Source organism: Marinobacter sp. JSM 1782161 (genome assembly GCF_011421605.1).
Lineage (GTDB): Bacteria > Pseudomonadota > Gammaproteobacteria > Pseudomonadales > Oleiphilaceae > Marinobacter_A > Marinobacter_A bohaiensis.
The window spans coordinates 554774-567329 of the sequence record NZ_WSSA01000003.1 but is presented as its reverse complement, the minus strand read 5'-3'; the positions used below and the strand labels follow the sequence as shown (position 1 = coordinate 567329).

Here is a 12556-nt window from a genome sequence, read left to right as displayed (position 1 = left end):
TAGATGGATACCACATGGAAATCAATCCCATTCTGAATTCAATCAAGGATCTCCGGGAGCGCACTGAAGCGCTTAGGGGGTATCTTTGACTACGATCAGCGTAGTGAACGTCTGGTCGAAGTAGAGCGCGAACTGGAAGACCCGAGCGTCTGGGAAGACCCGGAGCGGGCCCAGGGCCTGGGTAAGGAACGCGCCAACCTGGAGCTGATCGTCAAGACGATCGACAAGCTCACCAACGGCCTGTCCGACGCCGAGGACCTGATCCAGATGGCGGCCGAGGAAGAGGACGAGCAGGCCGGGGCCGACGTCCAGTCGGACCTGGATGAGCTGGACAAGGATCTGGAAAAGCTCGAGTTCCGTCGCATGTTCTCCGGCGAAATGGACGAGAACAACGCCTACCTGGACATCCAGGCCGGCTCCGGCGGCACCGAGGCCCAGGACTGGGCCAACATGCTGCTGCGCATGTTCCTGCGCTGGGCCGAGCGTCGTGGCTTCAAGGCCCAGATCGTCGAGCTGCAGGAAGGGGAAGTGGCCGGTATCAAGAGCGCCACCATCCACATCGAGGGCGAGTACGCCTACGGCTGGCTGCGCACGGAAACCGGCGTGCACCGCCTGGTGCGCAAGTCGCCGTTCGATTCCGGCAATCGCCGGCACACGTCCTTCTCGTCGGTGTTCGTATCGCCGGAAGTGGACGACAGCTTCGAGATCGAGATCAACCCGGCGGATCTGCGGGTGGACGTCTACCGCGCGTCCGGCGCCGGTGGTCAGCACGTCAACCGGACCGAATCCGCGGTTCGACTGACGCACCTGCCGACCAACACCGTCGTGGCCTGTCAGGCCGGGCGCAGCCAGCATCAGAACAAGGATCAGGCCATGAAACAGCTCAAGGCCAAACTGTTCGAGCTGGAGATGCAGAAGCGCAACGCCGAGAAGCAGAAGCAGGAAGACGCCAAGTCCGACATCGGCTGGGGCAGCCAGATCCGCTCCTACGTCCTCGACGACAGCCGGGTCAAGGACCTGCGCACCAAGGTGGAAACCAGCAACACCCAGGCCGTGCTGGACGGTGACATCGACAAGTTCATCGAAGCCAGCCTAAAAATGGCCCTCTAAACTGCCAATCAACCGCAGGCCCGGTGGCGTCATCCACCGGGCCTGAACACGCTAGCGAGATATCATGACAGACCAGACTCCCAACGCCGTTACGCAGGACGACAACAAGCTCATCGCCGAGCGTCGTGCCAAGCTGGCCGAACTGCGCGAGCAGGGCAACGCCTTCCCCAACGATTTCCGTCGCGACAGCACCGCTGCCGAGCTGCAGAAGGCTTACGGCGATAAATCGAAGGAAGAGCTGGAGGAGCTGGGTCTGGAGGTGGCCATTGCCGGCCGCCTGATGCTGGATCGCAAGGCGTTCAAGGTGGTGCAGGACGTGAGCGGTCGTATCCAGGTCTACGCCTCCAAGGACGTGCAGAAAGATACCAAACACTGGGATCTGGGCGACGTGATCGGTGTGCGCGGCAAACTGTGCAAATCCGGCAAGGGCGATCTGTACGTCATGATGGACGAGTACAAGCTGCTGACCAAGTCGCTGCGACCGCTGCCGGAGAAGCACAAGGGGCTGACCGACACCGAGATGCGGTATCGCCAGCGCTACGTCGACCTGATGGTCAACGAGGATTCGCGCCGGGTTTTTGCCGCGCGTTCCAAGATCATCAACAGTATCCGCAGCTATTTCACCGAGCGTGACTTCATCGAAGTGGAAACGCCGATGCTGCAGGCGATTCCGGGCGGGGCGACGGCGCGTCCGTTCGTCACCCATCACAATGCCCTCGACCTGGAGATGTACCTGCGCATCGCGCCGGAACTGTATCTCAAGCGCCTGGTGGTCGGCGGTTTCGAGCGGGTGTTCGAGATCAACCGCAACTTCCGTAACGAAGGCTTATCCACCCGGCACAACCCGGAATTCACCATGCTGGAGTTCTACCAGGCGTACGCGGACTACAACGACCTGATGGACCACACCGAGACCATGCTGCGGGAAACCGCGCAGAAGGTGCTGGGGACCACGGTGGTGACCAATACCCGCGCCCTGGCCAACGGCGACACCGAAACGGTCGAATACGACTTTGGCCAGCCGTTCGCGCGCCTGAGCGTGTTCGATTCCATCCTGCACTACAACCCGGACATCAAGGCGGAGGCGCTGGCCGACGCCGATGCGGCGCGTGACATCGCGAAGGATCTGGGCATTCCGCTGAAGAACAACTGGGGCCTGGGCAAGGTACAGATCGAGATCTTCGAGAAGACCGTCGAGCATCGCCTGATGCAGCCGACCTTTATCGTCGAGTACCCGACTGAAGTCTCCCCGTTGGCGCGCCGTAAGGACGCCGATCCGTTCGTCACCGAGCGGTTTGAGTTCTTCGTCGGTGGCCGTGAGATTGCCAACGGCTTCTCGGAGCTGAACGACGCCGAGGATCAGGCGGAGCGTTTCCGCGAGCAGGTGGCCGAGAAAGAGGCTGGCGATGACGAGGCCATGTTCTTCGACGAAGATTACGTCACGGCGCTGGAATACGGTCTGCCGCCGACCGCCGGCGAAGGCATCGGCATCGACCGCCTTGCCATGCTGCTGACGGACTCGCCGTCGATTCGCGACGTGATCCTGTTCCCGGCCATGCGTCCGGAAAAGGGCTGATCGTCGATGTCGATTCATCCGGCCGCCGCAGCGCTGCGCGAGCAGCTCAAGCCCGGACGGGGCTGGCTCGAACGTCTCAGTGGCGAGTTCGAGCAGCCCTACATGCAGTCACTCGCCGCCTTCCTGGCGGAAGAGGAGCAGGCCGGGAAAACATTGTTCCCGGCCAGGCAGCATTGCTTCAATGCCCTCAACTCGACGCCGTTCGACGACGTGTCCGTGGTTATTCTGGGGCAGGACCCCTACCACGGGCCGGGGCAGGCCCATGGACTGTGTTTCAGTGTGCGGCCGGGGGTGAAGACACCGCCGTCTCTGGTCAACATATTCAAGGAGATCGATGCGGAGCTGGGTATCCCGGCGCCGGGTCACGGCTGCCTGCAGCCCTGGGCGGAGCAGGGCGTGTTGCTGCTCAACGCGGTGCTGACGGTGGTTCAGGGGCAGGCCGGCGCCCACCAGGGTAAAGGCTGGGAGCACTTTACCGACCGGGTGATCGAGCACATCAACGCCGAGCGCGAAAACGTGGTGTTCCTGCTCTGGGGCAGTTACGCACAGAAGAAAGGGCGCATCATCGACCGCAGCCGCCATCGGGTGCTGCAGGGGCCGCACCCGTCTCCGCTGAGTGCTCATCGGGGCTTTTTCGGCTGCGGCCACTTCCAGCAAACCAATGATTGGCTCGTTCAGAAAGGGCGCCCACCCATCGATTGGCAATTGCCGGATCAGGACACGCTGATCGCCCAATACAAGAAAGGCCGGTGAATCACCGGCCTTTCTTGTATCTGGTGGAGCTCAACCCCGGGCGGGTTTACTGGAGCAGCGCCATCGCGGCTTCCATTTCCGCGTTCAGGTCTTCTTCCTGGCTCATATCGACATTCGGGTCCAGGCCCAGGCGCTCGAAGGCCGGGATCTGGTTCCAGTCCATCTCGTTGAAGCGGTGTTCGGTGCCGGCCACCAGTTGCAGGTTGGCGATCATCACCAGATCGGCGTAATCCGCTTTTGGAACCACGCGCTGGAAGTCGGTGAAACCGCGCGGTACCTGCTGCAGGTCCTCGGAGAAGTCCCATTTCTTCAGGATGCGCTCGCCGATGTCCGCGTGCAGTTCGTCGATGATGTTATCCAGCATGATGCTGCTGATCTGGATCTCGTTGTCTTCCACGTAGCGCAGAATGGGCAGGACCCCGATCAGGTGTACCAGACCTGCCAGCGTGGCCTGGTCGGCTTTCAGCTTAGTGTAATGTTGCGCCAGTACGTGGCAGATGCCCGCCACTTCGGTGCTGGTCTGCCAGGTGGCACGCAGGCGCTTGTCGACCATGTCGGAGGTGGCCTGGAACATCTGTTCCATGGCCAGGCCCATGGCCATGTTGCTGGTGTAGGCCATGCCCAGGCGGCTGACGGCCATGGTCAGGGTCTCGATCTGGCGAGCGCCACGGAACAGCGGGCTGTTGCAGACCCGGATCAGGCGGGCCGACAGGGCGGTATCGTTGCTGATCACCTTGACCAGGTCCTGTATGGAGGAATCCTCGGATTCGGCAATCTCCCTGACCTGGAGGGCCACCTCGGGGAGGGTGGGGAGTACCAGCTTGTCACTCTCGATGGCCGTGACGAGATCCTGTTTGAGGGTTTCTGCGATATTCGCCATGTTTGGGTATTCCGTCAGACGTGTTTGGAACGTTGTCTTCGCGCCGGGGGGGTGCGGTCAGGCCGGGTAGCCGGCGCGGCTGTGTCCTTTATAGCAGATATCCGGAGTCCGGGCCGTGACAAAACGTATCCGGAGCTGCGACAGGGCGTTGCGCTCAGGACGCGTCCTGCTCTGGCACCGCATAGGAAAGCGGCAGCCGCGAGACCTGACCGGCGTGGCCCTCGACCTGCCAGGGTTCCTTCGCCAGCGCGGTATGCTTGATCACGGCCAGCACCTCCTGGTGGCCGTCGTCGAAACGGACGCTGTTGACCACTTCCCCGACCCGGCTGTCGCCAGCCAGAACGGGGGTCCCCACGTCGATCGCCTCAGTGCCGTCCACCGCCAGGCGGAAAACGCTTTTCTTCAGCTGGCCAAGATAGTGCATCCGGGCCACGACCTCCTGCCCGGTATAGCAGCCTTTCTTGAAGTGGATGCCGCCAATGTGCTGCAGGTTGAGCATTTGTGGCACGTATTCCTCGAGTGTTTTCGGGCTCAGTTCCGGCACGCCGGCACTGATGTCCGCGGCGGCCCAGTCCGCCGCGCCGGCCAGGTCGACCGCGGGTTGCCGGTCGCCCTGAAGGCGCCAGAATTCGTAGCGTTGTGTGCCTTCGGCGGTGTCTTCCACGCGGATCAGCTTGCCGTCATCCAGTGACAGGGAGTCGCCCGGTGATGCCAGTGACGCCGCGTCCGAACTGAGCGCTAGGGCACTGTCCTGACCCCAGAGGCCAAATACGGTCGCGTCTTCGAGCCGGTCCATCCGGGTGCCGCGAAACAGCATCAGGAATTTGTTCAGCTGCTGGCTGATGTGATCGGCCACGGACTCCGGCAGCCGCAGCAGGACGTCATCGCCGTCTCCGGCCAGCAGCGTCAGGGCGTAGGTCCGGCCCTTGGGGGTGCAGGCGGCGGCTCGTGCCGAGTGGCTGTCGCTGATTTCGTCCAGGCTCTGGCTGAGCTGGCCGTGCAGGAATTTGTGTGGATCCTTACCGCTGACCCGGTACAGCCGGTATTCCGGCAGTCTGGCGCAAGCGTTTTCGGGGCGCTGGGCGGCGGCGATGCCGGTGGATTCGGCCGCGACGGCGGTATCGGTCATATCGGACTCCAGTCAGGCGTCGGGTGACACGGTGTCGGATCGGGTGTCTAGCGCAAAACGCAACCAGACCCGAAGGCGCCGGAATGCGTCGGGATCGGTGTTGCGGCAGCCGGGGACATCGATCAGCACGAGATTGTATTCCCTGACAATGGTGCCGGCAGGGCGCAGTTTCAAGAGGGCCAGATGCCCCGAGATGCGGCTGTTGGGGCTGGGGTGGACGGCTTCGTCATGACCGTCGGCGTGCACGAGATAGAGCTGGCCGTTGCTGACCCGGAGCTGGCGCGGGCCCTTGCCCAGGCCGGCGGCTGTGGCGCCGCGCCAGGCCATGACGCCCGCTGGCAGCAACGCCAGCGCGGGCCAGGGCGCCCCCTGCAGGCTCAGCAGCACGAGGCAGAGGGCTGCCGAACTCCAGAACAGGAGCGTCGCGCCTACGAGGGCGCGGGAAGGAAACTGTGTCAGCTCAATCCGGTTGTACACGCTTCAGGATCATGTCGACGATGCGCTTCAGGTCTTCGTCTTCCGGCACTTCGCGCTGCATGAACCACTGGAACATCTGGGTGTCTTCGCATTCGATCAGCTTGTGGTAGCGGGCCTGGTCCTCTTTGGGCAGATCGCGGTAGACCTCCTCCAGGAACGGGATCAGCAGTACGTCCAGCTCCAGCATGCCGCGCCGGCTGTGCCAGTAAAGACGCTTGAATTCAACATCGTCCATAGAAAGAACCTCGGTAATGGACCGACCGCTTCAGGGCGCGATCGGACGGAATGTGGTTGGCGTGAGGACGGTATCGCCGGCCTCGTGGTTCAGTCCCGGATAGTCCAGGGTGTAGTGCAGTCCCCGACTCTCGCGGCGCTGCAGGGCAGAGCAGATGATCAGGTCGGCCACGGTGACCAGGTTGCGCAGTTCCAGCAGGTCGTTGGACACGCGGTAGTTGCTGTAGAACTCGCCGATTTCCCGGGACAACAGGTCGACCCGGTGCTTGGCGCGCTGCAGTCGCTTGGTGGTGCGAACGATGCCGACGTAGTCCCACATGAAATGACGCAGCTCATCCCAGTTGTGTGAGATCACCACGTCCTCGTCGGAGTCGCGCACCTGGGATTCGTCCCAGGCCGGCGCGTCGGGCGGCTCGGGAATGCTGGCGTCGAGCTGGGCGATGTCCTCGGCCGCAGCACGACCGTAGACCAGACATTCGAGCAGTGAGTTGCTGGCCATCCGGTTGGCCCCGTGCAGACCGGTGAAGGCAGCCTCTCCCACCACATAAAGCTGGTTGACGTCGCTGCGGGCGCGATGGTCGCTCATGATGCCGCCGCAGGTGTAGTGGGCGGCGGGGACCACGGGAATGGGCTCGCGGGTCATGTCGATGCCGAACTCGCGGCAGCGCTCGTAGATTGTGGGGAAGTGATTCTTTACAAAGTCGGCCGGCTTGTGGCTGATGTCGAGGTAGAGATGATCGGCACCGAGGCGTTTCATTTCATGGTCTATGGCACGGGCCACCACATCCCGCGGCGCCAGTTCCGCGCGCTGGTCGAAGCGCTCCATAAAGGAGGAGCCGTCCGGCAGCAGCAGGCGTCCGCCCTCGCCCCGCACCGCTTCGCTGATCAGGAACGACTTGGCGTGGGGGTGATACAGGCAGGTGGGGTGGAACTGGTTGAACTCCATGTTGGCTACCCGGCAGCCCGCACGCCAGGCCATGGCGATGCCGTCGCCGGAAGCACCGTCCGGGTTGCTGGTATAGCGGTAGGCCTTGCTGGCGCCGCCGGTGGCGATGACCACGAAGCGGGCCCGGACCAGCTCGACATGACTGTCGTCAAGATTGAGCACATAGGCGCCGACGCAGCGATTTCCCGGCAGGGACAGCTTGCGGTGGGTGATCAGGTCCACCGCCACTCGCTGCTCCAGGATGTGTACGTTTTCCTGCTGCCGCGCCTGCTCGCTCAGCGTGTAGGAGACGGCCTGGCCGGTGGCGTCGGCAGCGTGGATAATGCGGCGGTGACTGTGGCCGCCCTCCCGGGTAAGGTGGTAGTTCTGTTCGTCGTCGCGGGTGAAGTTCACGCCCTTTTCGATCAGCCACTCGATGCTTTCCCGGCTGTGCTCGACGGTAAAGCGAACGGCATCCTCGTGACACAGGCCGGCGCCGGAATTGAGCGTGTCACGGATGTGCGCCTCGACGCTGTCCTCGGAGTCCAGTACCGCGGCAATGCCGCCCTGGGCCCAGAAGGTCGAGCCGCTGGCCAGTTCGCTCTTGCTGATGACGGCGACGTTGAGGTGCTGGGGCAGGTTGAGGGCGACGGTCAGCCCGGCGGCGCCGCTGCCGATGATCAGCACGTCGTATTGGTGGGACTGTGGCATCTCTTTGGTTTCGCGGGCCATAATGAGGGCGCTATTGAACTAAACTTTGCGGCTGCTGTCTATTTGGCCACACAGGGTCACCCCTCACAAGTCAACGGCCTCGGGGTGGCCGGACAAGTCAAGTGCAAATGGGACTGCCGCATGACGATTTCCAGAATGCCCACGACGGCCCTGCAGGCAAGTCAGACAGAGGTTCACGAAACGAAGCGCGAGAAGGCGACGGTGACACCTCTGTCGCAGCGCCCGGATGCAGGAAGCCAGACGGCGAAGAGACCGGTGACAGAAAGCACGCCACAGATTGCCAGCGAGAGCCAGACGGACAAGCAGCTCATCCAGCGGGTCAAACGGGGGGACCGTTCGGCCTTCGACCTGTTGGTGCTGAAATACCAGTCCCGGGTGGCGTCGATCATCAGCCGCTACACCAATGATTCCCAGGACATTCTGGATTTGACCCAGGAAACTTTCGTCAAGGCCTACCGGGCCATCGAGCGTTTCCGGGGAGACAGTGCCTTCTACACCTGGCTTTACCGGATTGCGGTCAACACCGCCAAGAACTTCCTGGAATCCCGTGGCCGCCGGCCGCGCGGCAGTATGGAAGCGGAGGAAGCCGAACGGCTGGACTCGGGGGACTGGTTGCGCGATGTGGCCACCCCGGAGAAACTGATGCAGCGCGAAGAAATGTATGAGGCCATGCAGCGTGCGATTTCAGCGTTGCCGGAAGAGCTGCGCTCCGCACTGCTCCTGCGCGAGTACGAGGGGCTGAGTTATGAAGACATCGCCAGGATCCTGGAGTGTCCGATCGGTACGGTCCGGTCCCGGATCTTCCGGGCCCGGGACGCCGTGGACCGGGAACTGGCGCCGATGATGAGTGCGGACTGAAACGGCCCATTTGTTGGATGTGTGATTTTTTTGAGGTGCAAGCGCGATGGATGATCGTCTGAGAGAGACGTTGTCAGCCATGATGGATGACCAGGCCGACGAGCTGGCGGTGCGCCGGTTGCTCAGTCGGGCCGGAGAGCCGGAGGTTCAGCATCAGTGGCAGCGATGGCAGCAGTTGCGGAACCTGATGCATGACGAGCGTCGCGATCTGGCCTGCGTGGATGTCAGCGCGGCGGTGCGTGAGGCCATTGATGACCACCACGAACCGGTCGAGACGGAGGCGCGTCCTTCCTCGCCGATTGCGGCGCGTCAGTCCATGCGCTGGTCCGCCGTCGCCGCGGTGTCCCTGGCGCTCCTGGTGGGCTATGGTGCCGGGACGCAGTGGGGCACCGCCGATCAGGGGGCGACCCGTTCACTGACGGCCAGCGTGGCGTCCGGGCCGGCCTCTGATACCGCGAGCCCCGTGGCTGACAGTCAGCCGGTACAGGAGATCGCCCTGCAGGGGCTGGACGCCGAACAGCGAGAGCAGATGAGTCGTTATCTGTTGGAACATGCCCAGCACAACAGCGTGGGTATGGGGTACGGATCGATGGGCTTTGCCCGGGTTGCGAGTGCGTCCACCGGTGTTCGCTAGGGTCGCTGTCTGATGTTTGATCGTTTGGGATCTCAGTCGCACCACCGCTTGCGGTGGTTCCTGGGGCTGTTCGTGACCTGGTTGGCCGTGTCTGCGCAGGCCGCCGATGCGCCGAAAACGGCGGAGGACTGGCTTGAGCAGCTTGGGCCGGCGCTCAACGCCACCAGTTACAAAGGCGTGTTCGTTTACAGCCGCGGCGACCAGGTCAGCTCGATGCGCATTGCCCACCGTTTTCATGACGGCGAGGTGCAGGAGCGCCTGGTGATCCAGGATGGCGACCAGGGCGAAATCATCCGCCGTGGTGGACGGGTCTTCTGTATCCTGCCGTCCCACGGCCGCATCCAGCTCGATGCGGTGTTGCCGTCGGGGCCGTTTTCCGAAGCGTTCAGCAGCAAGCTGCCGCCGTTCCGGCGCTGGTACGCGGCGCGGTTGCTGGACGATGACCGTGTGGCCGGACACCGGGCTGTGGTCGTTGCCCTCAACCCCAAAGACGTGCATCGCTACCGCTACCGCCTGTGGCTGGAAAAGACGTCCGGGTTGCTGGTCAAGAGTCAGGTGCTGGCAAACGACGACACGGTGCTTGAGCGTTTCCAGTTCACCATGCTGGAGCTGACCGACGATATTCCCGACAGTGAGTTCCAGATTCCCTTCGAGGACCCGCGCCAGGCGCTTTCCCTGGACAAGGCGGAAGCCAGGATAGCCGCGGCGGCGCCACCGCCAGAGCCCTCGCAGCCGGCCAAGTTCGCCTGGAGCCTGGGCTGGCATCCGGAAGGTTTCCAGGAAACGCCGTCGCCGCACTCGCATACGGGCCAGGCAGTGGCCTTCTCCGATGGACTGGCGTCTTTCTCGGTCTTCATTGCGCCTGTGGGCAATAAGGACATGCCGACCGGCATCTCCCGCATCGGCGCCACGACCATTTTCATGCGCAAGATGGTGGTCGGTGATCAGCGCCACCTGGTGACGGTGGTCGGGGAAATTCCGCCCGATACGGCAATGAAGGTGGGGCGTTCGGTCTTCGTTCAGAAAAACCGTGAGCCGGCTCGCGTCGGCACGGAGCCTGGTAGCGATATGGCCGCCCGTCCGCAGGCAACGGCGGGCAGCGAATGACGATCGGGGCTCACCATGATTGAAGAGAATGGCACCGTGGTGGCCGTAACCGGTGATCAGGCCTGGGTGCAGACCATTCGACAAAGCACCTGCGGCACCTGCAACGCCCGCAAGGGCTGCGGGCAGGGCGCTCTTGCGCGATTGTCGGACGGTCGCGCGAACCAGGTGAAGGTGGCGAACACGGCAGGGGCGCGGGTCGGTGATCCGGTCGTCCTGGGCATCGGTGAACGCCAGCTTCTGACCGCTTCGTTGCTGGTCTACGCGCTGCCTCTGCTGGCGCTGCTGGTGGGCGCACTGGCCGGAGCCTCACTGGGGGAAGCCGGCGACGGGCCGGCCATCCTGGGCGGTCTGCTGGGGCTGGCGAGCGGTTTTCTGGTGGTCCGGATCGTCGCCGGAGGAGCCTCCCGAACGGCTCGCCTGAGCCCGGTGATGCTGCGCGTTGATCTGCATCATGTGGATGCGGAGCCCACAACCGTGCGGGATTCCGACGCATTCCGGTTTCCCTGAACGGTCCCCGGGCCGGGTTAAAATTTCCTTAATTTGAAACGCCTGGTACTGCCTACAAAATAGACGTGTCCATCCTGTCAACCCAAGTATATTCTGGAGTGAGGTATGCCCAAAAAGAGCCTGAGAGTCTGGTTTGCGCCCATTCTGGCTTTCCTGATGCTGGCGGCCGCCAGCGCCCACGCCGAACTGCCCGATTTTACCGATCTGGTGAAGGAAAACTCGTCGGCGGTTGTGAATATCAGCACCACCCAGGAACCCCAGCCCCGCGGCAGCTCGGGTTTTGACGATCGCCAGCTCGATCAGATGCCGGAGTTCTTCCGCCGCTTCTTCGAAGGGCCCAACGGGCCGGGTGGCCAGCAGGGCCAGCAGCCGCTCCAGTCCATGGGTTCAGGCTTTATCGTCTCCAAGGACGGCTACATCCTGACCAACAACCATGTGGTCGAAGGCGCTGACGAAATCGTTGTCCGCCTGAGCGATCGGCGCGAACTGAACGCCCGTGTGGTGGGCACCGACCCGCGCTCCGACCTGGCCGTGCTCAAGATCAAGGCGGAGGACCTGCCGGTCGTGAAAATGGGGCATTCGTCGGATCTGGAGCAGGGCGAATGGGTGTTTGCCATCGGCTCGCCGTTCGGCTTCGACTACACGGTGACCGCGGGTATCGTCAGTGCCATCGGCCGTTCCCTGCCGTCGGAGAACTACGTGCCTTTCATCCAGACCGACGTGGCCATCAACCCGGGCAACTCCGGCGGCCCGCTGTTCAACCTCGACGGAGAGGTGGTTGGCATCAACTCCCAGATCTATACCCGCTCAGGCGGCTTCATGGGGGTTTCCTTCTCCATTCCCATCGACGTGGCGATGAACGTGTTCCAGCAGATTCGTGATCAGGGCTTCGTGACCCGCGGCTGGCTGGGCGTGCTGATCCAGGAAGTGAACCGCGACCTGGCGGAGTCGTTTGGTCTGAACCGTCCGCGCGGCGCGCTGGTAGCGGAAGTGCTGCCGGATTCCCCCGCCGAAAAAGCCGGCCTGCAACCGGGTGACATCATTCTCGAATACAACGGAGAATCGGTGAACCTGTCGTCCGATCTGCCGCCGATGGTGGGTCGCACCAAGATCGACGAGACCGCCGATCTGACCGTGCTGCGCAACGGTGACGAAGTGTCGCTGGATGTCACCATCGGGCAGTTGCCCGAGGACCGTCAGGCTTCCAGTAGTGATGCGCCCGAACCATCCGTGGGCGGCGGCCCGCTGGGGCTGAGCGTGGCCGATCTGACGTCCGAGCAGCGCCAGCAGCTGGACATCCAGGACGGCGTACTGGTACGTAACGTCGGTTCCGGCCCGGCGCTGGACGCCGGCATCCGTCCCAATGACGTGATCCGCAAACTTAACAATGAAACCATCAGCTCGGCCGATGACTTCCGCCGCATTGCCGCCGACCTGCCCAAGGGCAAGGCCATCCCGGTGCTGGTCATGCGTGACGGACAGTCGACGTTCCTGGTGGTCAAAACTGAGAAGTAATGCCTACCACCGGTCGCCCGGACCGGTGCATGCTGACCTGACCTAAACGACCCCGGAGTGCGGAGGCGCCCCGGGGTTTTGTTATTCCTGATTATGGATTAATCAGCGACAGTATTTGC

At 63.0% G+C, this 12556-nt stretch carries 13 protein-coding genes; 8 read left to right on the top strand and 5 right to left on the bottom strand.

Annotated features, from left to right (window positions below):
- The first annotated feature begins 14 nt into the window (after positions 1–14).
- The 3 genes from prfB to ung all read left to right on the top strand — a co-directional run bounded on the left by prfB (position 15) and on the right by ung (position 3439).
- A protein-coding gene (prfB, locus tag GQB00_RS15415; protein WP_111497466.1) for a peptide chain release factor 2 occupies positions 15–1110 on the top strand; the annotation gives its coding sequence in 2 pieces (ribosomal slippage) (positions 15–86 and positions 88–1110; 1095 coding nt in all).
- A gap of 64 nt (positions 1111–1174) precedes the next feature.
- On the top strand, positions 1175–2686 hold the full coding sequence (gene lysS, locus GQB00_RS15410) for a lysine--tRNA ligase (protein WP_111497467.1): 1512 nt from the start codon (positions 1175–1177) through the stop codon (positions 2684–2686).
- A gap of 6 nt (positions 2687–2692) precedes the next feature.
- Positions 2693–3439, top strand: a complete 747-nt coding sequence (ung, locus tag GQB00_RS15405) for a uracil-DNA glycosylase (protein WP_165856980.1) — start codon at positions 2693–2695, stop codon at positions 3437–3439.
- Between the two features lie 46 nt (positions 3440–3485).
- Here the strand turns inward: ung and GQB00_RS15400 are convergent, their stop codons facing one another.
- The 5 genes from GQB00_RS15400 to nadB all read right to left on the bottom strand — a co-directional run bounded on the left by GQB00_RS15400 (position 3486) and on the right by nadB (position 7795).
- Complete coding sequence (locus GQB00_RS15400) at positions 3486–4319, bottom strand: HDOD domain-containing protein (protein WP_165856979.1); 834 nt, start codon at positions 4317–4319, stop codon at positions 3486–3488.
- Between the two features lie 154 nt (positions 4320–4473).
- Complete coding sequence (locus GQB00_RS15395; protein WP_165856978.1) at positions 4474–5448, bottom strand: YgfZ/GcvT domain-containing protein; 975 nt, start codon at positions 5446–5448, stop codon at positions 4474–4476.
- Between the two features lie 12 nt (positions 5449–5460).
- Positions 5461–5925, bottom strand: coding sequence for a hypothetical protein (locus tag GQB00_RS15390; RefSeq protein ID WP_111497470.1), 465 nt, complete (start codon positions 5923–5925; stop codon positions 5461–5463).
- The gene (locus GQB00_RS15385) at positions 5909–6160 is read right to left on the bottom strand and encodes a succinate dehydrogenase assembly factor 2 (protein WP_111497471.1); all 252 of its coding nucleotides are present in this window, start codon (positions 6158–6160) and stop codon (positions 5909–5911) included. Before GQB00_RS15385 ends, GQB00_RS15390 begins: the two co-directional genes overlap by 17 nt.
- A gap of 30 nt (positions 6161–6190) precedes the next feature.
- On the bottom strand, positions 6191–7795 hold the full coding sequence (gene nadB, locus GQB00_RS15380; protein WP_204355854.1) for an L-aspartate oxidase: 1605 nt from the start codon (positions 7793–7795) through the stop codon (positions 6191–6193).
- A 141-nt stretch (positions 7796–7936) separates the two neighbouring features.
- Here nadB and rpoE point away from each other — a divergent pair, with 141 nt between their 5' ends.
- The 5 genes from rpoE (at position 7937) to GQB00_RS15355 (ending at position 12437) form a co-directional block, all read left to right on the top strand.
- Positions 7937–8674 carry an RNA polymerase sigma factor RpoE gene (gene rpoE / locus GQB00_RS15375; protein WP_228276823.1) on the top strand — a complete coding sequence of 246 codons (738 nt, stop codon included), beginning with the start codon at positions 7937–7939 and terminating at the stop codon, positions 8672–8674.
- Between the two features lie 46 nt (positions 8675–8720).
- Positions 8721–9308, top strand: coding sequence for a sigma-E factor negative regulatory protein (locus tag GQB00_RS15370; protein ID WP_111497474.1), 588 nt, complete (start codon positions 8721–8723; stop codon positions 9306–9308).
- Positions 9309–9320: 12 nt separating this feature from the next.
- Positions 9321–10415, top strand: a complete 1095-nt coding sequence (locus GQB00_RS15365; RefSeq protein WP_165856977.1) for a MucB/RseB C-terminal domain-containing protein — start codon at positions 9321–9323, stop codon at positions 10413–10415.
- 15 nt (positions 10416–10430) lie between these two features.
- Positions 10431–10922, top strand: coding sequence for a SoxR reducing system RseC family protein (locus GQB00_RS15360; RefSeq protein WP_165856976.1), 492 nt, complete (start codon positions 10431–10433; stop codon positions 10920–10922).
- A 105-nt stretch (positions 10923–11027) separates the two neighbouring features.
- Complete coding sequence (locus GQB00_RS15355; RefSeq protein ID WP_165856975.1) at positions 11028–12437, top strand: DegQ family serine endoprotease; 1410 nt, start codon at positions 11028–11030, stop codon at positions 12435–12437.
- Positions 12438–12556: the final 119 nt, after the last annotated feature.